General features: G+C 61.8%; 18 protein-coding genes. 6 read left to right on the top strand and 12 right to left on the bottom strand.

What is annotated here, in order from left to right; all coding sequences use genetic code 11:
* Positions 1 to 189 precede the first annotated feature (189 nt).
* The 10 genes from A7317_RS26765 to bioB form a co-directional block, all read right to left on the bottom strand.
* The gene (locus tag A7317_RS26765; protein WP_069077143.1) at positions 190 to 1968 is read right to left on the bottom strand and encodes an acyl-CoA dehydrogenase C-terminal domain-containing protein; all 1779 of its coding nucleotides are present in this window, start codon (positions 1966 to 1968) and stop codon (positions 190 to 192) included.
* A gap of 122 nt (positions 1969 to 2090) precedes the next feature.
* Positions 2091 to 3860 carry an acyl-CoA dehydrogenase C-terminal domain-containing protein gene (locus A7317_RS26760; protein WP_069077142.1) on the bottom strand — a complete coding sequence of 590 codons (1770 nt, stop codon included), beginning with the start codon at positions 3858 to 3860 and terminating at the stop codon, positions 2091 to 2093.
* Positions 3861 to 3950: 90 nt separating this feature from the next.
* Complete coding sequence (locus A7317_RS26755; protein WP_041161035.1) at positions 3951 to 5240, bottom strand: sensor domain-containing diguanylate cyclase; 1290 nt, start codon at positions 5238 to 5240, stop codon at positions 3951 to 3953.
* A gap of 202 nt (positions 5241 to 5442) precedes the next feature.
* A complete protein-coding gene (locus A7317_RS26750) occupies positions 5443 to 7248 on the bottom strand; it encodes a phenylacyl-CoA dehydrogenase (protein ID WP_024077749.1) in 1806 nt (601 codons plus the stop codon).
* A gap of 414 nt (positions 7249 to 7662) precedes the next feature.
* Positions 7663 to 7944 carry a hypothetical protein gene (locus tag A7317_RS26740; RefSeq protein WP_024077750.1) on the bottom strand — a complete coding sequence of 94 codons (282 nt, stop codon included), beginning with the start codon at positions 7942 to 7944 and terminating at the stop codon, positions 7663 to 7665.
* Positions 7945 to 8048: 104 nt separating this feature from the next.
* A complete protein-coding gene (gene bioD / locus A7317_RS26735; protein ID WP_024077751.1) occupies positions 8049 to 8729 on the bottom strand; it encodes a dethiobiotin synthase in 681 nt (226 codons plus the stop codon).
* On the bottom strand, positions 8726 to 9538 hold the full coding sequence (gene bioC, locus A7317_RS26730; protein ID WP_069077140.1) for a malonyl-ACP O-methyltransferase BioC: 813 nt from the start codon (positions 9536 to 9538) through the stop codon (positions 8726 to 8728). The genes bioD and bioC overlap by 4 nt, the downstream gene beginning before the upstream one ends.
* On the bottom strand, positions 9531 to 10262 hold the full coding sequence (locus A7317_RS26725) for an alpha/beta fold hydrolase (RefSeq protein WP_069077139.1): 732 nt from the start codon (positions 10260 to 10262) through the stop codon (positions 9531 to 9533). The genes bioC and A7317_RS26725 overlap by 8 nt, the downstream gene beginning before the upstream one ends.
* Entirely contained in the window at positions 10255 to 11436 is a 1182-nt protein-coding gene (gene bioF, locus A7317_RS26720) for an 8-amino-7-oxononanoate synthase (RefSeq protein WP_024077754.1), read from the bottom strand. The genes A7317_RS26725 and bioF overlap by 8 nt, the downstream gene beginning before the upstream one ends.
* Positions 11437 to 11581: 145 nt before the next feature.
* On the bottom strand, positions 11582 to 12637 hold the full coding sequence (gene bioB / locus A7317_RS26715; RefSeq protein ID WP_069077138.1) for a biotin synthase BioB: 1056 nt from the start codon (positions 12635 to 12637) through the stop codon (positions 11582 to 11584).
* A 92-nt stretch (positions 12638 to 12729) separates the two neighbouring features.
* Here bioB and A7317_RS26710 point away from each other — a divergent pair, with 92 nt between their 5' ends.
* From A7317_RS26710 to rarD, 5 genes are all read left to right on the top strand, one after another.
* The gene (locus A7317_RS26710) at positions 12730 to 13467 is read left to right on the top strand and encodes a ComF family protein (RefSeq protein ID WP_069077137.1); all 738 of its coding nucleotides are present in this window, start codon (positions 12730 to 12732) and stop codon (positions 13465 to 13467) included.
* Between the two features lie 57 nt (positions 13468 to 13524).
* A complete protein-coding gene (locus A7317_RS26705; RefSeq protein ID WP_069077136.1) occupies positions 13525 to 14289 on the top strand; it encodes a TOBE domain-containing protein in 765 nt (254 codons plus the stop codon).
* Positions 14290 to 14379: 90 nt separating this feature from the next.
* The gene (locus tag A7317_RS26700; RefSeq protein WP_069077135.1) at positions 14380 to 16278 is read left to right on the top strand and encodes a PhoX family protein; all 1899 of its coding nucleotides are present in this window, start codon (positions 14380 to 14382) and stop codon (positions 16276 to 16278) included.
* 179 nt (positions 16279 to 16457) lie between these two features.
* A complete protein-coding gene (locus tag A7317_RS26695; RefSeq protein ID WP_024077759.1) occupies positions 16458 to 17432 on the top strand; it encodes a serine/threonine protein kinase in 975 nt (324 codons plus the stop codon).
* Between the two features lie 128 nt (positions 17433 to 17560).
* Positions 17561 to 18445 (top strand): EamA family transporter RarD, encoded by an 885-nt coding sequence (gene rarD, locus A7317_RS26690; RefSeq protein ID WP_069077134.1) that lies wholly within the window; start codon positions 17561 to 17563, stop codon positions 18443 to 18445.
* 223 nt (positions 18446 to 18668) lie between these two features.
* On the opposite strand, the gene A7317_RS26685 is transcribed toward rarD, so the two are convergent.
* Entirely contained in the window at positions 18669 to 19181 is a 513-nt protein-coding gene (locus A7317_RS26685; RefSeq protein ID WP_024077761.1) for a glycine cleavage system protein R, read from the bottom strand.
* A gap of 486 nt (positions 19182 to 19667) precedes the next feature.
* On the opposite strand from A7317_RS26685, the gene A7317_RS26680 reads away from it, so the two are divergent.
* Entirely contained in the window at positions 19668 to 21845 is a 2178-nt protein-coding gene (locus A7317_RS26680) for a malate synthase G (RefSeq protein ID WP_069077133.1), read from the top strand.
* A 166-nt stretch (positions 21846 to 22011) separates the two neighbouring features.
* On the opposite strand, the gene A7317_RS26675 is transcribed toward A7317_RS26680, so the two are convergent.
* Complete coding sequence (locus tag A7317_RS26675; RefSeq protein WP_024077763.1) at positions 22012 to 22458, bottom strand: response regulator; 447 nt, start codon at positions 22456 to 22458, stop codon at positions 22012 to 22014.
* Positions 22459 to 22537: the final 79 nt, after the last annotated feature.

Genomic DNA, 22537 nt, shown 5'->3' with positions numbered 1-22537 from the left:
GCTTTGCAGACTGTTTCCCTGACATCCATTTCACTCCGCCATCCTGGCAGAATCCTACGTGTCCGTGTTGTTGCTTTGCGCTTCCTGCGCGACGTCCATGTGAAGTAGATTATCCGTGGATCCAATTTGGCGATAGAGGACGAATAGCGGCACGTCATGTAAGAGAATGCTTACACGCCCTCCACCCCCTTAGAACTGCGCTTCATCCAGCAAAAACAGCGATTCGCTACCGGCTTTTACAGACGCACTCAGTGAGTGAATCCGCGGCAACAGACGGGCAAAGTAGAACCGTGCAGTGCCCAGCTTGCTGGCGTAGAAATCTTCCTGCGCCTCTTTGCCCAACGCGGCCTTGGCCATCAATGCCCACATATAGGCATAGGCCATGTATCCAAATGCATGCAGGTATTCCACCGAGGCCGCGCCGATTTCATTCGGGTTGGTCTTGGCGCGGTCCAGCACCCAGGCGGTCAGGTCGTCCAGGTTATCCACCGCCGCGTTCAGCGGCTTGGTGAACTCGGCCAACTCAGGGCCTGCGGTGGCGGTGAACTGGCGAATCTCATCGGCGAACACGGTGTAGAACGCACCGCCGCTGCCGACGATCTTGCGCCCCATCAAGTCCAACGCCTGAATACCGTTGGTGCCTTCGTAGATCTGGGTGATACGCACATCGCGCACCAGTTGCTCCTGGCCCCATTCACGAATGTAGCCGTGGCCGCCAAACACTTGCTGGCCGAGCACGGCGGTTTCCAGGCCCAGGTCGGTGAGGAACGCTTTGGCGACGGGGGTCAACAGCGCCACCAGGTTGTCGGCACGCTCGCGGGTGGCAGCGTCTTCACTGAACTTGGCGATGTCCAACTGCGTCGCCACGTAAGTGGAGAACGCACGGCCGCCTTCGTTCGAGGCTTTCATGGTCAGCAGCATACGGCGCACGTCGGGGTGCACGATGATCGGATCAGCCACCTTGTCCTTGGCCTGCGCCCCCAGGGGCGAACGGCTCTGCAAGCGGTCACGCGCATATTCGATCGCGTTCTGGTACGAGCGCTCGCCGGACGCCAGGCCCTGGATACCCACCCCCAGGCGCTCGTAGTTCATCATGGTGAACATCGCTGCCAACCCACGGTTAGGCTCGCCCACCAGGTAGCCGACCGCTTCGTCGAAGTTCATCACGCAGGTCGCCGACGCCTGGATACCCATCTTGTGTTCAATGGAACCGCAGCTCACCGGGTTACGCGCGCCCAGGCTGCCGTCGGCGTTCACCATGAACTTCGGCACCAGGAACAACGAAATGCCCTTGGGACCGGCCGGCGCATCCGGCAACTTGGCCAGCACCAGGTGGATGATGTTTTCCGTCAGGTCGTGTTCGCCACCGGTGATAAAGATCTTGGTGCCGCTGACTTTGTAGGACCCGTCCGCTTGAGGCTCGGCCTTGGTCCGGATAATGCCCAGGTCGGTGCCGGCATGGGCCTCGGTCAGGCACATGGAACCGGCCCACTTACCGGAGTACATATTCGGCAGGTAGGTCGCCTTGAGCGCCTCGCTGGCATGGGTGTTGATCGATACACAGGCGCCCGAGGTCAACATCGGGTACAGGCCGAACGCCAGGCTCGACGAGTTGATCATCTCTTCGACCTGGGCCGACACGGCCTTGGGCATGCCCATGCCACCGAAGATCGGGTCACCGCCGACACCGACCCAGCCACCTTCCGCGTAGGTTTTGTACGCCTGGGGGAAACCCTCCGGCGTGGTGACGACCGTGTCCGCCCAGTGGCAACCCTGTTCATCGCCACCACGGCTGAGCGGGGCGATGGATTTGGCGGTGACTTTGCCGGCCTCTTCAAGGATCGCCTCAACGGTTTCGGCATCTACGGTGTCTGCCAATGCCGGCAATTGGGCCCAAGTTTTGGCGACCTCAAAAACTTCGTTGAGGACGAAGCGCATATCACGCAGCGGCGCTTTGTAATCAGCCATGGCAAACCTCGTGAGAACGTGAAAAGTGATTCGATAGGATCGGTTTTACAGGCTCCGAGTGTACCCGAACAACTTTTCAGACACATAGGGTCCACTTGTGACTGATTGGTATTCTTAAGTCATCACAACGCAAATGCCTCCGCAGACAGACTCATCAGGCAGTCACTGCCGGCTTCCACGGCCGCCCGATGGGTCGCAGTACGTGGCAGCAAGCGCTTGAAATAGAAGTCGCAGGTGGCCAGCTTGGCTGTGGCGAAGTCGCTGTCGCCCTGTTCCAGCGCTGCAATCGCCATACGCAGCCACAGGTAGGCAAGGATGACGTAACCGCTGTACATCAGGTAATCCACCGCAGCGGCGCCCACTTCGTCAGGGTTTTTCATCGCGGCCATCCCGACCTGGGTGGTCAGCTCGCCCCATTCCTGGTTCAGTTGATTGAGCTGCAGCACATAGCCTTTGAGCTGCGCATGCTCGGCATTCACCGCGCAAAACTTATGCACAATCCTGGTAAAGCCGCGCAGCAGCTTGCCCTGGCTGCCCAACACCTTGCGCCCCAGCAGGTCGAGGGCCTGGATGCCGTTGGTGCCTTCATAGATCGGCGCAATCCGCGCATCGCGTGCCAGTTGCTCCATGCCCCACTCACGAATGTAGCCATGGCCGCCGAATACCTGCATGCCGTGGTTGGTCACCTCCAGCCCGGTATCGGTCATAAAGGCTTTGCAGATCGGCGTCAGGAACGCCAGCAGGTCTTCAGCCTCCTGGCGCTGGCCGGCGTCGCGGCTCAGGTGCGCGGTGTCGAGCAGTTGCGCGGTGAAATAGGTCAGCGCCCGGTTGCCCTCGTTGAACGCTTTCATGGTCAGCAACATACGGCGTACATCGGGGTGCACGATGATCGGGTCGGCGGCTTTTTCCGGCGCCTTGGCGCCGGTAAGCGAGCGCATTTGCAGGCGGTCGTTGGCGTACTTGATCGCGCCCTGGAAGCTCGCCTCGCCGTTACACAGGCCCTGCATGCCGGTCCCCAGGCGTGCATGGTTCATCATGGTGAACATGCAGTTGAGGCCCTTGTTCGCCTCGCCAATCAAAAAGCCCCGGGCGCCGTCAAAGTTCAGCACGCAGGTGGCCGAGCCCTTGATGCCCATCTTGTGCTCGATGGAGCCGCAATGCACGGCGTTGCGTTCACCGGAATCGGCATGAAACTTGGGCACGATAAAGAGGGAGATGCCCTTGGTGCCCGCTGGCGCATCCGGCAGCTTGGCCAGCACCAGGTGGATGATATTGGCGCTCATGTCGTGTTCACCGGCCGAGATGAAAATCTTGCTGCCGGTGACGGCGTAGCTGCCATCCGCCTGGGGCACGGCACGGGTCTTGATCAGGCCCAGGTCGGTACCGCAGTGGGCTTCGGTCAGGCACATGGTGCCGGTCCATTGGCCGGCGGTGAGTCTGCTCAGGTAGGTGGCTTTCTGTTCCTCGGTGCCATGGGCGTGGATCGCCGACATCGCGCCGTGGGTCAGCCCCGGGTACATACCCCAGGAGGTGTTACTGGAGCCGATCATTTCGCTCAGCACCAGGCCCAGGGATTGCGGCAAGCCTTGGCCTCCGTAGGCGGGGTCTGCCGCCACGCCGTGCCAGCCACCTTCCACGTACTGGGCGAAGGCTTCCTTGAAACCTTTGGGCGTGGTCACCACGCCATTATCGAAATGGCAGCCTTCTTCATCGCCACTGCGATTGAGCGGTGCCAGCACGTTCTCGCAAAATTTCGCACCTTCTTCGAGGATCGCACTGACCATGTCCGGGCTGGCGTCCGTCGCGCCCAGCGCGGCGTAATGGCCATGGAAGTCGAACACGTGGTCGATCAGAAAGCGCATGTCGCGCAGGGGAGCTTTGTACTCAGGCATGGCAATGTCTCCGGCAGCAGATGATTTCAACCTACTGCCGGCCAGCGCCCCGGACAATCACTGTAGAGCCGCTGAATACACCACCATCACTCAACCGGCAGCGCTCTCCATGCGCACAGCGCCGCGGCGGGTTTGCCCGGCCGCGACCACGCAATTACGCCCGGCGCCCTTGGCGGCGTAGAGCGCCTGGTCGGCGGACTTGAGCACCTCTTCGGGCGTGCGCTGCTCAGCCTGGCGCTCGGCCACGCCGATGCTGACGGTCACCGAGACACTTGAGGCGCCACTCCCCGCCCGGCGTTGACGGCCCTGCTGATCGTCCTGGGGCCGGTCTGAGTGGCGCAACTTGATGTCGTAGTCGGCGATGATCTCGCGAATTTCCTCCAGGTGCGGCATGCACTCGTCCAGGGTCTTGCCGGCAAATACCACGGCGAACTCTTCACCGCCGTAACGGTAGGCACGCCCACCCCCATTGACCTTGGACAGTTTGCTCGCCACCAGGCGCAGCACTTGGTCCCCCACATCGTGGCCATGGGTGTCGTTGAAACGCTTGAAGTGGTCGACGTCGCTCATGGCCAGCACATAGTTGCGCCCCAGCCGCTGCATGCGCTCGTTGAGGGCACGACGCCCCGGCAGGCCGGTCAGCTCGTCACGGAAGGCCATTTGATAGGCCTCGTGGGCGACACCGGCAGCGATCATCAGCATCACTTGGCTGCACATGATGTTCAGGGTAAACGGCAGGATAAATGTCTGCGGCAGCATCCAGAACATCCCCAGCAGCCCGACCATCTGCGCCGCATGCAGCGGCCGCGGCTGGTACCAGTACTGCGCCGCCAGGGTCAGGAAACCAATCAGGAACATCGGGTACGACAGCTGGATCAGGCTCATCCAGGTGCCATGCAACGCCGGCCAGCGAATTTCGGCCAACCAGTTGAGCAGCGCCTGGGGATAACTTTGCTCAAGAGCCAGGGCCACGCTGCCTACCGCCAGCAACACAGCACCACGTGCGACAAAGTCGCGGAACAGGTGGGTCTTTTCTTGCCACAGGGCATAGACGCTGAACAACACGGGCAACAGCAGGCAACACAGGTGGAACACCACCGCCGCGTCTTCGCGAACCCGGCCATTGTCTCGGTAGAAATCGGTCTGGGTGTCGAGCAGGAAGTAGACGATGTACACCGTGATCATCAGGAACAGTTCACGCTGGCGCCGATAGACCGCGCAATACGATCCGCCGAGCAACAGCACCAGGGTCGGCAACACGTTGAACAGCGAAGTGAAGAAGACGTTGAGGTCCTTGACGTACGCAGCCGAGAGCCCGGCCAGCAATAGCAGCAACGAAGGAAAGAAATGACTGAAACGTACTGCGGACACGCGCGACAAGGGTAAAACTCCGACCCGCAAAAAAGATGGCACAGTGCCTTCATTCGGACAGTTAAGCACAACCTGCCTGAGATGTATCACATTGCCATCACTGTAACGGCAGCTCGACGCAATCCCTGAGCGCAACGCTGCGTTTTTTATCGTCGAAAAAAAACCGCCGCTCCCGAAGGAAGCGGCGGCCCTGAAGTGAACCCGGTAAGGCTTAGTAAGCCAGGCCGAAGTCCTCTTCTTTCATGTCCATCAGGTTGTTGGCGCCCGACAGCATGGTGGCTACGTGGGTGCGGGTACGCGGCAGGATGCGTTGGAAGTAGAAGCGCGCGGTCTGCAGCTTGGCGGTGTAGAACGCTGCCTCGCTGGTGCCGGCAGCCAGTTTCTCGGCGGCCAGGCGGGCCATGTCGGCCCAGAAGTACGCCAGGCACGCGTAACCGGAGTACATCAGGTAGTCCACCGAAGCAGCACCGACCTCTTCACGGTCTTTCATCGCCGCCATGCCGACCTTCATGGTCAACTCGCCCCACTCTTTGTTCAGCGCAGCCAGTGGCGTTACGAATTCCTTGACGGCTTCGTTGCCTTCGTTGGCCTGGCAGAACTTGTGGACGATCTTGGTGAAGCCTTTCAGTGCTTCGCCCTGGGTCATCAGCACTTTACGGCCGAGCAGGTCCAGCGCCTGGATACCGGTGGTGCCTTCGTACAGCATCGAAATGCGGCTGTCGCGAACGTTCTGCTCCATGCCCCACTCGGCGATAAAGCCGTGGCCGCCGTAGATTTGCACACCGTGGTTAGCCGATTCAAAACCGACTTCGGTCATGAACGCCTTGGCGATCGGGGTCATGAACGCCAGCAGGCCATCGGCCTGTTTCTTGGCTTCGTCGTCGGTGCCGTACTTGACGATGTCCACTTGCTTGGCGGTGAAGTACACCATCGCACGGTTGCCTTCAGCGAAGGCTTTCATGGTCAGCAGCATGCGGCGCACGTCAGGGTGCACGATGATGGGGTCGGCCGCCTTGTCCGGCGCTTTCGGGCCTGTCAGGGAACGCATTTGCAGGCGATCACGAGCGTATTTCAGGCCGCCCTGGAAACCGATCTCGGCGTGGGCCAGGCCTTGCAGCGCGGTGCCCAGGCGAGCGGTGTTCATAAAGGTGAACATGCAGTTCAGGCCTTTGTTCGCCGGGCCGATCAGGAAACCGGTGGCCGCGTCGAAGTTCATCACGCAGGTGGCGTTACCGTGGATGCCCATCTTGTGTTCCAGGGAACCACAAGTCACGGCGTTGCGTGCACCGATCGAGCCATCGGCGTTGGGCAGGAACTTGGGCACAATAAACAGCGAGATGCCTTTGGTGCCCGCCGGTGCATCCGGCAGGCGGGCCAGTACGATGTGGACGATGTTATCGGCCATGTCGTGCTCACCGGCCGAGATGAAGATCTTGGTGCCGGAGACTTTGTAGGAACCGTCGGCCTGAGGTTCGGCCTTGGTACGCAGCATGCCCAGGTCGGTACCACAGTGAGGCTCGGTCAGGCACATGGTGCCGGTCCATTCGCCCGATACCAGTTTGGTCAGGTAGGCGTCCTGTTGCTCGGGGGTGCCGTGCTCGGAAATGGTGTTCATCGCACCATGGGACAGGCCGGGGTACATGCCCCACGACCAGTTGGCTTCACCGACCATTTCGCTGACAGCCAGGCCCAGGGATTCCGGCAGGCCTTGGCCACCATGCGCCACGTCGTGGGCCAGGCTTGGCCAGCCGCCTTCGACGAACTGTTTGTAGGCTTCTTTGAAACCAGCAGGGGTCTTAACGCCTGACTCGCTCCAGGTGCACCCTTCGATGTCACCCACGCGGTTCAACGGTGCCAGCACTTGCTCACAGAACTTGGCGCCTTCTTCGAGAATGGCGTCAACCATGTCCGGGGTAGCGTCCTGGCAAGCCGGCAGGCTCTGATAGTGCGCTTCATAACCAAGCAGTTCGTCACGAACGAAGCGAATATCACGCAAGGGGGCCTTGTAGTCAGGCATAGCGATAAACCTCTGCTGATGTATCTGGAATGAACAACCGCGTGGATTTGTTATGGCGGTCAAACAGGTGTTTGAAACATACGTTTACGACCTGGGGTTGTCAAGCGTCCACCCGACACCGTTTGTCCTGATGCAGGTTATGGGCAGACACGGCCAGGCCTGCGGCGGGATGCCACATCAGAAGGATATGCAGAAAATTCAGAGGGAAGGCATGTGGCAATGCGGGGCTTATTGTGGCGAGCGGGCTTGCCCCGCGTTGGGCTGCGCAGCAGCCCCAATAAATCTGAATGCGGTGTATCAGGTATTACCTGGGTGGTTGGTTTTGGGGCCGCTTCGCAGCCCAACGCGGGGCAAGCCCGCTCGCCACAACAAGCCCGCTCGCCACGAGGGCCCGCGCTTAGAGGGGGTCGGGGATTAAGCGAAGGTATCGATCAACGTGCCGAGCATTTCGTCCGAAGCCTTGGCGACTTTCGCGCCGAGCTCCACTTGAAACTTGCCTTGCGCCATTTCCACCATGTTGCTCGCCGAATTGGACGGCTGGGCACGGGCGTTGGCACGTAGAAGGTCTACCTGCGCATCCGAGGGCTGGGTTGTCGCGGCGCTGGCAATCTTGCCGGCGGCCTGGTCGACACGGCTTTGCCCGGCCTGAATGGTGCTCAAGCCTGAATAAAACGCACTGCTGCCAGAGATTTCCATGGCGTGGCCCTGCTAAGAGAATCGTGAAGTTGAATTGAAGCAGAGATCCTGTCAAAAGGCCCGTCAAAAACGCTAATGGCATAATGCCTTATCGATAGCCAAAATCAGTCAAGCAGGTCCAGTTGCAGGTGCTCGGCCACCGCCTCAGCACTGGCGTGCTTGAGTTTCGGCACCCGGCCCAGGCAAGGAGCGGGCAAGCGCTCGGCCAGGGTGGCGAGGTTTTCTTCCAGACGAGAGGTCTTGGGGTCGATGATATTCGCCACCCAGCCCGCCAGGGGCAAACCGTCCCTTGCGATAGCTTCGGCAGTCAGCAACGCATGGCTGATGCACCCCAGGCGCACGCCCACCACCAGAATCACCGGTAACTTGAGCGCCATGGCCAGGTCCGACAGGTTGTCCTGATCAGCCAATGGCACGCGCCAGCCGCCCGCGCCTTCGATCAAGGTGAAATCTGCTTGCCGTGCCAGGACCTGCTGCATGGGTTTGAGCAGCGACTGCACCGTCAGCGCCACACCCGCCTCTCGCGCGGCCAAATGGGGGGCAATGGCCGGTTCGAACGCCACCGGGTTGACCTCGGCATACGTCAGCGGTAATGAACACTCAGCGAGCAGCGCCAGGGCGTCGGCGTTGCGCAGGCCCTTGGGCGTGACCTGGCAACCGGAGGCAACCGGTTTGCCGGCGGCGGTGCTTTTGCCAGCCTGGCGCGCCGCGCGCAGCAGGCCGGCAGCGACGGTGGTCTTGCCGACATCGGTGTCGGTACCGGTGATGAAATAAGCGGCGCTCATAAAGGTTTCTCCAGTACGGCGTACACCACTTGGTAAGTCGCCGGCAGGCCCTGGGCCCGACGGAACCGCTCATAAGCGTTCACCAGTGCAACAATCCGCGCACGCCCCGTCAACCCTCCCGGTCGCCCAGGGTTGAGATTGTGCGCCCCCAGCGCCTTCAATTCATGGGTCAGGCTGCGCACATCCGGGTAGTGCAGCACATGGGGTTGACGCTCCAGGCTGATCACACGCAAGCCACTGGCCGCGCACAACTGCTGGTAAGCCTCGAAGGTCCGGAAGCGATTGACGTGCACCAGGCCATCCGCTGCCCGCCAGCTTTCGCGCAACTCATCCAGGGTGCCCACGCACAAGCTTGCGAACGCCAGCACGCCACCGGCCTGCAGCACTCGATACGCCTCGTTGAGCACCGCCGCGAAGTCCGCACACCATTGCACCGCCAGGCTGGAGAAGATCAGCCCGCAACTGCCATCCCGCAATGGCAGGCGCTCGGCATCGCCGGCGATGAAATGCTCGGCGCCCCCCAGAGGCCGTGCATGGTTGAGCATGCCTTCGGCAATATCCAGCGCCACGCCGTGGCTGGCGGGCCACAAGCCGCCCAGCACCCGGCTGAAATACCCCGTGCCACAGCCCATATCCAGCCAGCGTTGCGGCGCCCCGGCAGACGGTAAGCGGGCCAGCAGTTCATGCCCCACCGCCCGCTGCAACTCGGCGACACTGTCGTAACTGGCCGCCGCACGGGAAAACGAGGCCGCTACCTGACGCTTGTCCGGCAAGGCGCCTGGCAGGGGAGGATGGGATAAATCAGTCATCAACACACTCATGCAAAAAAGCCTGGATAGCCCCCGCCACGCCGTGGGGGTCTTCCAGAAGAAAAGCGTGACCGGCCTGTTCAATCAGGCCGATTTCCACATCGGGGAGCAACGCCAGCAGATCACTGGCGGCTTCGGCCGGCACCAGCCCGTCCAGGCCGGCAAACAGGTGCAACTGGGGGCCGCGAAACGCTTGCAGGGCGGCGCGAGTATCGAGTTTGGCCAGCAACTCAAGGCCTGGCATCAACACGCTGGCGGGTGAATTCGGCGCACCGCTGACCAGTAATCGCGAAAGCCCGCGTGGGTCCTCGGCACCCTTGGCGCACAACAGGCCAAAACGCTTGAGCGTGACTTGGGAATCGGCGTGGCAGCCCGCCAAAAAAGCATCGAAGGTCTCGCCGGGCATCGCATTCGGCCAGCCATCGTGGGCGACGAAACACGGGTTGCTCGCCAGGGTCAGCAGGCCGCAACAGCGCTCGCCACGCCTTGCAGCCAGCTCGGAAGCGAGCATACCGCCCAGCGACCAACCGCCCAGCCAGGCGTTGTCCGGCAGCGTGGCGTCGAGTTCGTCGAGCCACTCCTCCAGGTCGCTGGAATCCAACGCCGGCAACGGCTCGATCTGCACCTGCAAGTGTTCGTCCAGCCCACGCAGGGCGGCGGCCAACGGCTCCAGCGGTGACACGCCGAGGCCCCAGCCGGGCAACAGAATCAGTCGATCACGCATGGTCGGGCTCCGTGGCACCCAGCAAGCGGAAACACGCCTCCAACGCATTTAACAATAGCTGCACCTGCGCCTCGCTGTGGGCAGCCGTCAATGTCACACGCAACCGCGCGCTGCCGGCGGGCACGGTGGGCGGGCGGATCGCGGTGACCATCAGGCCACGCTCGCGCAGCATCTGCGACAGGCGCACGGCCTTGGCACTGTCGCCGATCAGGATCGGCTGGATCGGTGTAAAGCTGTCCATCAAGTCCAGCCCGAGCTGCTCGGCGCCCTGGCGGAACTGGCGGATCAGGCGATTAAGGTGCTCGCGTCGCCAATGCTCGGTGCGCAGCAATTCCAGGCTTTTGAGGGTGGCGCAAGCCAGCGCCGGTGGCTGGCTGGTGGTGTAGATATACGGCCGGGCAAACTGGATCAGGCTTTCGATCAGCTCCTCGCTGCCCGCCACAAACGCCCCGGCGGTGCCGAACGCTTTGCCCAGGGTACCGACCAGCACCGGCACGTCGTCCTGGCTCAAGCCGAAATGCTCGACGATCCCGCCACCGTTGGCACCCAACGGGCCAAAGCCATGGGCGTCATCCACCATCAACCAGGCGCCCTTGGCTCGCGCTTCACGGGCCAGCGCTGGCAGGTCGGCCAGGTCGCCATCCATGCTGAACACGCCGTCGGTGACCACCAGGGTGTTGCCGCTGGCTTTCTCCAGGCGCTTGGCCAGGCTGGCGGCGTCGTTGTGCAGGTAGCGATTGAAGCGCGCGCCCGACAGCAGGCCGGCGTCCAGCAACGAAGCATGGTTGAGGCGGTCTTCCAGCACGGTATCGCCCTGCCCCACCAGCGCGGTGACTGCACCGAGGTTGGCCATGTAGCCGGTGGTAAACAGCAATGCCCGCGGGCGACCGGTGAGGTCGGCCAGGGCTTCTTCCAGCTCATGGTGCGGCGTGGCATGGCCCACCACCAAGTGCGAAGCGCCGCCGCCCACGCCCCAACGGGACGCCCCGGCGCGCCAGGCCTCGATCACCTGCGGGTGATTGGCAAGGCCCAGGTAATCGTTATTGCAGAACGCCAGGAGGGGTTGGCCGTCGACCACCACTTCCGGGCCTTGAGGGCTCTGGAGCAGCGGGCGTTGCCGGTAAAGGTGTTCGGCACGGCGGGCAGCGAGGCGCGCGGAGAGATCAAAAGACATGCAGGCCTCGGACTGGCAGGTTCAACTCGATCAGAACAGGTGGGAGGGGGCTCGCCCCCGATAGCAATTCGTCAGTTGAAACCTAGGTCGACTGACACGCCGCAATCGGGGGCAAGCCCCCTCCCACCGTTGTTCTGTATTTCAATCAAACAACGGCGTTATAGAACTGCTCGCTGCTCTTGTGCTCCACCAGCGCCTGTTCAATCGCCGCCTGATGCACTTCATCGGCATGCTCTTCGCGGGCTTCAGGCTGGATGCCCAGGCGCGCGAACAGTTGCATGTCCTTGTCAGCCTGCGGGTTGGCGGTGGTCAGCAGCTTGTCGCCGTAGAAAATCGAGTTGGCGCCGGCAAAGAAGGCCAGGGCCTGCATCTGCTCATTCATCGCTTCACGGCCGGCCGAAAGACGCACATGGGATTGCGGCATCAGGATGCGCGCTACCGCCAGCATGCGGATGAAATCGAACGGGTCGATGTCCTCGGCGTTTTCCAGCGGCGTGCCGGCGACTTTTACCAGCATGTTGATCGGCACCGACTCCGGGTGCTCGGGCAGGTTGGCCAGCTGGATCAGCAGGTTGGCGCGGTCGTCGAGGGACTCGCCCATGCCGAGGATGCCGCCGGAGCAGATCTTCATTCCCGAGTCCCGAACGTAGGCCAGTGTTTGCAGGCGCTCGGCGTAGGTGCGGGTGGTGATGATCGAGCCGTAGAACTCCGGCGAGGTGTCGAGGTTGTGGTTGTAGTAGTCCAGGCCGGCCTGGGCCAGCGCTTGGGTCTGGTCCTGGTCGAGGCGGCCGAGGGTCATGCAGGTTTCCAGGCCCATGGCCTTCACGCCCTTGACCATCTCCAGCACGTAGGGCATGTCTTTGGCCGACGGGTGTTTCCATGCAGCGCCCATGCAGAAGCGCGTCGAGCCGATGGCTTTGGCGCGGGCAGCCTCTTCGAGGACCTTCTGCACTTCCAGCAGCTTTTCTTTTTCGAGGCCCGTGTTGTAGTGGCCCGACTGCGGACAATATTTGCAATCTTCCGGGCAGGCACCGGTCTTGATCGACAGCAACGTCGACACCTGCACACGGTTGGCATCGAAATGCGCACGGTGCACGGTCTGCGCCTGGAACAACAGGTCATTGAACGGCTGCACGAACAGGGCTTTGACTTCGGCTAAGGACCAATCGTGACGCAGGGTTGCAGTGGTGCTGGCGCTCATGGGCGATTCCTTGATTATGCTTGGGCTTTCGCTGTGGGAAGGGCAATACCCACAGGCACGACACGGATGCTCGGCATATTTAAGGAAGAATCATGCACTGTCAACCGAGATACAAACGCCAGGTTTACATCTGGTTAAAAAACACACAAACCTGTTTAATCTGCGATGAGGCGACCGAAACCGCCGATTGCGTGTGCAACGTCTGCGAAACCGAGCTGCCGTGGCTGATGGAACATTGCGAAGTGTGCGCCCTGCCCTTGCCGATGGAGGGTCTGGTCTGCGGCCAATGCCAAAAATACCCGCCGGCCTTTAAACAGGTGGTCGCCCCCTGGTCCTACAGTTTCCCGGTCGACACCCTCATCAGCCGCTTCAAGCACCAGGCTCGCTGGCCGCTCGGGCATCTGCTGGGGCGCTTGCTCGCGCGCTACCTGCAACATCGCTTCGAGCAGGCCGACCTCAGCCGCCCGGACTGCCTGCTGCCCGTGCCCCTGGCCCGCAAGCGCCTGCGCGAACGTGGCTATAACCAGGCACTGATGCTGGCTCGCTGGCTCAGCGCCGAGCTGGACCTCGAATACGATGAGCACCTGTTGCTACGCCCCCATGAAACCGTGGCGCAACAAACCCTCGACGCCAAGGCTCGCAGGCGCAACCTGCTCAGCGCCTTTGCCCTGGCACCCGGCGCCCAGGTGCAGGGCCGTCACCTGGCGCTGGTGGACGATGTGCTCACCACCGGCGCCACCGCCCACAGCCTGGCGCAACTGTTGATGGAGGCCGGCGCGCGGCAGGTCGATGTGTACTGCCTGGCCCGCACGCCCAAACCAGGCGCCTGACTTGACTCCCGGGCGCCAGGGCGGCAACGTCCCTGCATCTCATCGAAGCGTATTCCCATGTCCCTGCCCACTTCCCTCAGCCAACACATCATCCGCCGCCCCCAGCGCATCGCCTTGCTGGGCCACATTGCCGAGCAGGGCTCCATCACCCGCGCCGCCAAAAGCGCCGGCCTGAGTTACAAGGCCGCCTGGGACGCGATCGATGAACTAAACAACCTGGCGCAAAAGCCGCTGGTGGAACGCAGTGTCGGCGGCAAGGGCGGCGGCGGCGCCAAGCTGACAGCCGAAGGTGAGCGTGTACTGCGCCTCTACCAACGCCTGCAAGTGTTGCAGGCCGAGGTCTTGGGGTCGGCCGAAGCCGCCAGCGATTTCAACCTGCTGGGCCGCTTGATGCTGCGCACCAGCGCCCGCAACCAATTGCACGGCCAGGTCATCGGCATCGACAGCCATGGCCGTAATGACCTGATCCACCTGCAACTGGCCGGCGGCCTGAGTTTGCATGCGCAGATCACTCACGACAGCACGCAACGACTGGAGCTGGAGAACGGCGTGGAAGTGGTCGCGCTGATCAAGGCCGGCTGGCTCGAATTGCTCGCCGCCGGGGCGCCAGCAACACCCGGACACAATTATATGAGCGGTACCGTCGACGCGATTCTCGCCGCCGAGGACGGCCCCAGCGAAGTGCGCATCGCCCTGCCCAGTGGCCAGGTTTTATGCGCCCTGGCGCAGCCTGACGCCCTTAAGGCGCTGGGCACTGCCGTAGGCAAAACCGTCCAAGTGCAATTCGCACCGAGCAATGTACTGCTGGGGACGCCGGTCTAGGCGCGCGTCCTGCTGCGCCCACCTTCAAACTGCAACAATTTCGTCACGCCCGCTCCTTATGGTGTCTGCAAAAACCGCAGGGAGCCTGACATGAGCCTATTAGAAGAAAACCAAGCCACCGACCTCGAACAGATGGTTGGCCTGACCCGCCGTCGCTTTATCGGCGCCGGAGCCCTGTGCGGTGCCGCGATGTTCCTCGGCGGCAACCTGCTGACCCGCAGCGCACTCGCCGTCAACGCCGCCTCCGCCAGCCCGTTGTTGGGCTTTGCCAGTATCGCCGCCGCCACCAGCGACGCCATCAGCCTGCCACCCGGCTATACCGCCTCGGTGCTGATCAGCTGGGGCCAGCCGCTGCACAAGAACGCGCCGGCCTTCGACCCGTCCGGCAACGGCACGGCCAAGGCTCAGGAGCAGCAGTTCGGTGACAACAACGACGGCATGAGCCTGTTCGCCTTCCCCGGCGATGACAACCGCGCGCTGTTGGCGATCAACAATGAATACACCAACTACCGCTACCTCTTCGCCCACGGCGGCGCGCCGCAATCGGCCGAAGACGTGCACAAGGCCCAGGCCAGCGAAGGTGTGTCAGTGATCGAAGTGCGGCGCCAGGGCGACACCTGGCAGTTCGTCCAGGACTCGCGTTACAACCGGCGTATCCACGGCAATTCGCCGACCCGCCTGAGCGGCCCCGCCGCTGGCCACGAATGGTTGAAAACCAGCGCCGACAAGTCCGGCAAAAAAGTCCTCGGTACCTTCCAGAACTGCGCCAACGGCAAGACCCCATGGGGCACTTACCTGACGTGCGAAGAGAACTTCACCGACTGCTTTGGTAGCAGCAACCCCCAGCAAGCGTTCGATGCCGGGCAGAAACGCTATGGCGTGGTGGCCGCCAGCAAAGAGATCAACTGGCACTTGCACGACCCGCGCTTCGACATGGCCAAGAACCCCAATGAACTCAACCGCCACGGCTGGGTCGTGGAAATCGATCCGTTCGACCCGCAATCCACCCCGGCCAAACGCACCGCCCTGGGCCGTTTCAAGCACGAGAACGCCGCCTTGGCGCAAACCCGCGACGGCCGCGCCGTGGTGTACATGGGCGACGACGAACGCGGCGAATTTATCTACAAGTTCGTCAGCCGCGACAAGATCAACCACAAGAACCCCAAGGCCAACAAAGACCTGCTCGACCACGGCACCTTGTACGTGGCCATCTTCGATGCGGGCGACGGCAACGCCGATCATCCCAAGGGCAAAGGGCAATGGGTCGAGCTGACCCATGGCAAAAACGGCATCGACGCCAGCACCGGTTTTGCCAGCCAGGCCGAAGTACTGATCCACGCACGCCTGGCCGCCAGCGTGGTGAAAGCCACGCGCATGGACCGCCCGGAATGGATCGTGGTCAGCCCCACTGACGGCCAGGTTTATTGCACCCTGACCAACAACGCCAAGCGGGGCGAAGACGGCCAGCCAGTGGGCGGCCCTAACCCGCGCGAGAAAAACGTCTACGGCCAGATCCTGCGTTGGAAGGCCAACGCCGATGACCACGGTGCCCCGGACTTTACCTGGGACCTGTTTGTGGTCGCCGGCAACCCAGGCGTACACGCCGGCACACCCAAGGGCGGCTCGTCCAATATCAACCCGCAAAACATGTTCAACAGTCCCGATGGCCTGGGTTTCGACAAGGCCGGGCGCCTGTGGATTCTCACCGACGGCGACTACAGCAACAGCGGCGACTTCGCCGGCATGGGCAACAACCAGATGCTCTGCGCCGACCCGAGCACCGGAGAAATTCGCCGCTTCATGGTGGGGCCGGTGGCCTGTGAAGTGACGGGGATCAGCTTTTCGCCGGATCAGAAGACCCTGTTTGTGGGGATTCAGCATCCAGGTGAAACCGGCGGTTCGACTTGGCCGGAGCACCTGCCCAATGGCAAGCCGCGATCGTCGGTGATGGCGATTCGGCGAGAAGACGGCGGGATTGTCGGCGCCTGACGGGCCGCTATCGGGGGCAAGCCCCCTCCCACATTGGTCCGCGTTCCTACAGGTTAAACGCGGTCAACTGTGGGAGGGGGCTTGCCCCCGATAGCAATCGCACAGTCACCCCCTATCTCAAGCCCGGTGCGTTACCATACCCGGCCGGACGCGGCGACCTGCTGCGCGCAGGAGTTCGTATGGCCCATCCGTTTGAAACACTCACTCCCGACCTGGTGCTCGACGCCGTCGAAAGCATCGGTTTTCTCAGCGACGCCCGCGTATTGGCGCTCAACAGCTACGAAAACCGCGTCTATCAGGTGGGCATCGAAGACTCCGAGCCGCTGATCGCCAAGTTCTATCGTCCGCAGCGCTGGACCAACGAAGCCATCCTCGAAGAACACAGCTTTACCTTCGAGCTCGCCGAGTGCGATGTGCCGGTGGTCGCGCCGATGATCCATAACGGCAAGAGCCTGTTCGAACACGCCGGTTTCCGCTTCACCCTGTTTCCTCGCCGTGGCGGCCGCGCGCCGGAGCCGGGCAACCTCGACCAGTTGTACCGCCTCGGGCAGTTGCTCGGGCGCTTGCACGCCGTCGGCGCCACCCGCCCCTTCGAACACCGCGAAGCCCTCGGGGTGAAGAACTTCGGGCACGACTCCCTCACGACCCTGCTCGAAGGCAATTTCATTCCCAAAAGCCTGCTGCCGGCCTACGAGTCCGTCGCCCGCGACCTGCTCAAGCGTGTGGAAGAGGTGTACAAGGCCACGCCGCACAAGAACATCCGCATGCACGGCGATTGCCACCCCGGCAACATGATGTGTCGCGACGAAATGTTCCACATCGTCGACCTGGATGACTGCCGCATGGGCCCGGCGGTGCAGGACCTGTGGATGATGCTCGCCGGCGACCGCCAGGAATGCCTCGGCCAGTTGTCCGAGTTGATGGACGGCTATCAGGAGTTCCACGACTTCGACCCGCGCGAACTGGCCCTGATCGAACCGTTGCGCGCCTTGCGCCTGATGCACTACAGCGCCTGGCTGGCACGACGCTGGGACGACCCGGCGTTCCCCCACAGCTTCCCGTGGTTTGGCAGCGAGCGGTATTGGGGTGACCAGGTGCTGGCATTGCGTGAGCAGCTCTCAGCCCTCAACGAAGAGCCGCTGAAACTCTTCTGATTGTTTTTAATGTGGCAGGGGGCTTGCCCCCTCCCACACAAAGCAGACCTCATTACCAATCCAGTCCCATTGGTTGACAAATATCCTTACAATCGCGCTTTGTTAGCTGCCTAAGCAAGGATTCTGCAATGCACGCCGCCAACCCCCGCAAGGGGTACATCCTGGGCCTGAGTGCCTACGTCATCTGGGGTCTGTTCCCGCTCTACTTCAAAGCCATCGCCAGTGTTCCCGCCGCCGAAATCATCGTGCACCGCGTGCTGTGGTCGGCGCTGTTTGGCAGCTTGCTGTTGATGGTCTGGAAACATCCCGGCTGGTTCCGCGAACTGCGCGACAACCCCAAGCGCCTGGCGATCCTGGCCCTCAGCGGTTCGTTGATCGCCGGTAACTGGCTGACCTATGTCTGGTCGGTGAACAGCGGGCGCATGCTCGAAGCCAGCCTGGGCTACTACATCAACCCACTGGTGAATGTGCTGCTGGGCATGCTGCTGCTCGGCGAGCGGCTGCGTCGCCTGCAATGGGTGGCCGTGGGGCTGGCCGCGGTGGGTGTGGCGCAACAGGTATGGCAGGTGGGGAGCTTGCCGTGGGTATCTTTAGTGCTGGCGCTGACCTTTGGTTTCTACGGCCTGATCCGCAAGCAGGCGCCGGTCAAGGCGCTGCCGGGGCTGGTGGTGGAAACCTGGATGCTGGTGCCGATCGCCGTGGCATGGTTGCTGTTCAATCCGTCGGCCCACAGTGCGCAACTGGCATTCTGGAGTACGTCCGAAGCCTGGTGGCTGGTAGCGGCGGGCCCGGTGACGCTGATCCCGCTGGTGTGCTTCAACGCCGCCGCACGGCATTTGCCCTACACCGCCCTGGGCTTTTTGCAGTATGTGGCGCCGACCCTGGTGCTGCTGGAAGCCGTCCTGCTGTTCGGTGAACACCTGGCGCCCAGCACCCTGCTCGCTTTCGCCTTTATCTGGGCCGGCCTGGTGGTCTATAGCGTGGACGCCTGGCTGACCGTGCGCAAACGCTGATCAAATAACGTACAAACCTGTGCAAGCCACGGCCCGAGTGGCTTGCAGGCATTCACCCCAAGGTTATCCACAGCCTGGTCCCCGTCATTTGTGCACAAGCCGTTGAAACTGCTCGTTTTTTGCTCAGATAAGGAAGACGGCCGGCCGGCGTGGCCTGGGGCCGAGTCTCTACAGGTTATCCACAGGCCCATGCAAGATTTCCATGCATAACCTGGTGGGCAGATTATTCCTCGTTGTGCAGTTCCACCATCAGGTCGTCTGCCAAGGTTTCCAGGGATTGCTGCAAGTCATCCAGGGATAACGTCGCCGGCACCTGCAACAGCGCCTCGGCGGTAAACAGTGGGTCGCCACTCATGGGCGCTGGGCGCACATCGGTGCTCAGGCTCCCCAGGTTCACGCCCTGCTTGCTCAACAGCGCCGTGATCTCGCGCACGATGCCCGAACGGTCATTGCCCACCAGCGTCATCAGAATCGATTTGGACGCCACAGCCTGGCCAGTGCTGCCCTCCCCCACCAGCACGCGAATGCCGTGTGTGGATAAATCCTCCAGCGCATCGACCAACGCCTGACGGTTCTCCGCCGGCACGCTGACTCGCAGAATCCCGGCAAACTGGCCAGCCATGTGAGCCATGCGACTCTCGAGCCAGTTGCCGCCGTGGACCGCGATGTTCTGCGCGACGCGTTCGACCAGGCCGGGTTTGTCGGCGGCGATAATAGTGAGTACAAGATGGTCCATGGCAAAGCCCTCTGGTGCTGATACCGGTAGGAGCGAGCTTGCTCGCGAAGGTCGTTAACGATAGCGCGGGAATACTGACACCCAACGGCACCCTCAGGTTGTTCGCGAGCGAGCGCGCTCCTACAAGGTGGACGCCGCAGCCCATGAAAACAAATCGTGTACCATTTTTATATTTATATGGAACAATCTCATGGTTTTTTGAGAACATCCCATACCCCACTGTGACCGTACGACCAAAGTGGGTCGCTAAACGACGTATTTAGTCTAATTTTCACAACCGCAAATCATCATGTAGTATGCCAAGTCGCGCACTACATAACGTTAGGTCGATGTCTGCCAAGGCGCCAACGTATCACGATAACCCGCCAGCCCAGCCGCCTCGACGGCATGTACTGGGGGATCGGGTTCGTGGTTTAAATGGCCAGAGGCTTCATTGGTAAATTGAAAAGCTGAAAAGCGCATAAGCTCCGCAGAGTGAGGCAAGCAATGACTGAACACGTTCAAGTCGGTGGCCTGCAGGTCGCCAAAGTCCTGTTCGACTTCGTGAACAACGAAGCCATTCCCGGTACCGGCATCACTGCCGACCAGTTCTGGGCCGGCGCCGACAAGGTCATCCACGACCTGGCACCGAAGAACAAAGCCCTACTCGCCAAACGCGACGATTTCCAAGCGCGGATCGACACCTGGCACCAGACCCACGCCGGCCAGGCCCATGACCCGGTGGCCTACAAGGCCTTCCTGCAAGATATCGGATACCTGCTGCCAGAAGCCGCAGACTTCCAGGCCTCGACCCAAAACGTCGACGACGAAATCGCCCGCATGGCCGGCCCGCAGCTGGTGGTGCCGGTGATGAACGCCCGTTTCGCCCTCAACGCCTCGAATGCACGCTGGGGCTCGCTGTATGACGCGCTGTATGGCACCGATGCCATCAGCGAAGCCGACGGCGCCGAAAAGGGCAAGGGCTACAACAAGGTGCGCGGCGACAAGGTCATCGCCTTCGCCCGCGCCTTCCTCGACGAGGCTGCGCCGCTCAGCGCCGGCAGCCACGTCGACTCCACCGGCTATAAAATCGCTGATGGCAAGCTGATTGTCAGCCTCAAGGGCGGCAGTAACAGCGGCCTGCGCGACGACGCGCAGTTGATCGGCTTCCAGGGCCCCGCGGCCCAGCCGATTGCGATCCTGCTGAAACACAACGGCCTGCACTTCGAAATCCAGATCGACGCCAGCACCCCAGTCGGCCAGACCGACGCTGCCGGCGTCAAAGACGTCCTGATGGAAGCCGCGCTGACCACCATCATGGACTGCGAAGACTCCGTCGCCGCCGTCGATGCCGACGACAAAGTGGTGATCTACCGCAACTGGCTCGGCCTGATGAAGGGTGACCTGGCCGAGGAAGTGGCCAAGGGTGGCAAGACCTTCACCCGCACCATGAACCCCGACCGCGTCTACACCGGCGTGGATGGCCAGGACGTGACGCTGCACGGCCGTTCGCTGCTGTTCGTGCGCAACGTGGGTCACCTGATGACCATCGACGCGATCCTCGACAAAGCGGGCAACGAAGTACCGGAAGGTATCCTCGACGGCCTGCTGACCAGCCTGGCGGCGATCCATAGCCTCAACGGCAACAGCAGCCGCAAGAACAGCCGTACCGGTTCGGTATACATCGTGAAGCCGAAGATGCACGGCCCGGAAGAAGCCGCGTTCACCAACGAGCTGTTCGGTCGCATCGAAGACGTGCTGAACCTGCCGCGCAATACCCTCAAAGTCGGAATCATGGACGAGGAGCGCCGCACCACGGTCAACCTCAAGGCCTGTATCAAGGCCGCCAGCGAGCGCGTGGTGTTTATCAACACCGGCTTCCTCGACCGTACCGGCGACGAAATCCACACCTCCATGGAGGCCGGTGCGATGGTGCGCAAGGCCGCCATGAAAACCGAAAAGTGGATCGGCGCCTATGAAAACTGGAACGTCGATATCGGCTTGAGCACCGGCCTGCAAGGTCGTGCACAGATCGGTAAAGGCATGTGGGCAATGCCCGACCTGATGGCGGCGATGCTCGAACAGAAAATCGCCCACCCGTTGGCCGGCGCCAATACCGCCTGGGTTCCATCGCCTACCGCTGCGGCGCTGCACGCACTGCACTACCACAAGGTCGACGTGTTCGCGCGCCAGGCCGAACTGGCCAAGCGCGAACGCGCGTCGGTGGACGATATCCTGACCATTCCCCTGGCCAAGAACACTGATTGGTCCGAGGAAGAGATCCGCAACGAACTGGATAACAACGCCCAGGGCATCCTCGGCTACGTCGTCCGCTGGATCGACCAAGGCGTTGGCTGCTCCAAAGTGCCGGACATCAACGACGTCGGCCTGATGGAAGACCGCGCCACCCTGCGCATCTCCAGCCAGCACATCGCCAACTGGCTGCGCCACGGCGTTGTGACTCAGGACCAGGTGATGGAAAGCCTCAAGCGCATGGCACCGGTGGTGGACCGTCAGAATGCCGGGGATGCGTTGTACCGCCCGCTGGCGCCGGATTTCGATAGCAATATCGCGTTCCAGGCGGCGGTGGAATTGGTGATTGAAGGGACCAAGCAACCGAATGGTTACACCGAGCCGGTATTGCACCGCAAGCGTCGGGAGTTCAAGGCCAAAAACGGCCTGTAACCAACGCGGCCCCTGTAGGAGCGAGCTTGCTCGCGAAGAACCAACAGGCAACGCGGGCTATCTGATAACACTGCGTTTTCGTTCACGGTTTTCGCGAGCAAGCTCGCTCCTCCAGGTAAAAGAAAGCCCTGATCTCACGATCAGGGCTTTTTTTGTTTCACGGGCTTTACTGCGTCATCCCCAACTCACGCTTGACCATCTTCGCCAACTTCACGCTATCGATCGGTTTGAGCAGGAAGTCCAATACACCATCATGCATAGCATCAATCACGTCCTTGGCGTCCGCGTCCCCCGACATGATGATGATCGGCAATGCCGCGCGAGTGGATCCACGTACCTTGCGGATCAGTTCCAAGCCACTGCTGGGCTCCATGCGCAGGTCAGTGATCAACAAGCCGATGGAGCTGCTGGAGCTCAACAAGTCCCACGCCGCCTCACCGCTGTCAGCGGTCATGCAGCCAATATCATCCAGCCTCAGGATCTCCGCCAACAATTCCCGCGCGTCCTTGTCGTCGTCAACAATCAACACGCGTTGTGGCGGTAAATCAGGCTCCAGCATCACGGCGCTCAGCGCCTCGCGCTCGGCATCGCTCAAAATATCGTGGTCGGACATACGTTTCTCAGCAGTTCTATTCAACTCCCAGCACACTCGTCAGACATCTGCGGAAGGGCGATCAATGTGCACTTCGTCG

It is taken from the genome of Pseudomonas fluorescens (assembly GCF_001708445.1).
Taxonomy (GTDB): domain Bacteria; phylum Pseudomonadota; class Gammaproteobacteria; order Pseudomonadales; family Pseudomonadaceae; genus Aquipseudomonas; species Aquipseudomonas gorinensis.
The sequence above is the reverse complement of the archived record's forward strand: the minus strand, read 5'-3'. Positions and strand labels throughout refer to the sequence as shown.

Coding starts and splice junctions, on each gene's coding strand:
- A7317_RS26765 (WP_069077143.1), bottom strand. CDS start 1,968: ATGGCTGATTACAAAGCGCCGCTGCGTGATATGCGCTTCGTCCTCAAC.
- A7317_RS26760 (WP_069077142.1), bottom strand. CDS start 3,860: ATGCCTGAGTACAAAGCTCCCCTGCGCGACATGCGCTTTCTGATCGAC.
- A7317_RS26750 (WP_024077749.1), bottom strand. CDS start 7,248: ATGCCTGACTACAAGGCCCCCTTGCGTGATATTCGCTTCGTTCGTGAC.
- A7317_RS26740 (WP_024077750.1), bottom strand. CDS start 7,944: ATGGAAATCTCTGGCAGCAGTGCGTTTTATTCAGGCTTGAGCACCATT.
- bioD (WP_024077751.1), bottom strand. CDS start 8,729: ATGAGCGCCGCTTATTTCATCACCGGTACCGACACCGATGTCGGCAAG.
- bioC (WP_069077140.1), bottom strand. CDS start 9,538: ATGACTGATTTATCCCATCCTCCCCTGCCAGGCGCCTTGCCGGACAAG.
- A7317_RS26725 (WP_069077139.1), bottom strand. CDS start 10,262: ATGCGTGATCGACTGATTCTGTTGCCCGGCTGGGGCCTCGGCGTGTCA.
- bioF (WP_024077754.1), bottom strand. CDS start 11,436: ATGTCTTTTGATCTCTCCGCGCGCCTCGCTGCCCGCCGTGCCGAACAC.
- bioB (WP_069077138.1), bottom strand. CDS start 12,637: ATGAGCGCCAGCACCACTGCAACCCTGCGTCACGATTGGTCCTTAGCC.
- A7317_RS26710 (WP_069077137.1), top strand. CDS start 12,730: ATGCACTGTCAACCGAGATACAAACGCCAGGTTTACATCTGGTTAAAA.
- A7317_RS26705 (WP_069077136.1), top strand. CDS start 13,525: ATGTCCCTGCCCACTTCCCTCAGCCAACACATCATCCGCCGCCCCCAG.
- A7317_RS26700 (WP_069077135.1), top strand. CDS start 14,380: ATGAGCCTATTAGAAGAAAACCAAGCCACCGACCTCGAACAGATGGTT.
- A7317_RS26695 (WP_024077759.1), top strand. CDS start 16,458: ATGGCCCATCCGTTTGAAACACTCACTCCCGACCTGGTGCTCGACGCC.
- rarD (WP_069077134.1), top strand. CDS start 17,561: ATGCACGCCGCCAACCCCCGCAAGGGGTACATCCTGGGCCTGAGTGCC.
- A7317_RS26685 (WP_024077761.1), bottom strand. CDS start 19,181: ATGGACCATCTTGTACTCACTATTATCGCCGCCGACAAACCCGGCCTG.
- A7317_RS26680 (WP_069077133.1), top strand. CDS start 19,668: ATGACTGAACACGTTCAAGTCGGTGGCCTGCAGGTCGCCAAAGTCCTG.
- A7317_RS26675 (WP_024077763.1), bottom strand. CDS start 22,458: ATGTCCGACCACGATATTTTGAGCGATGCCGAGCGCGAGGCGCTGAGC.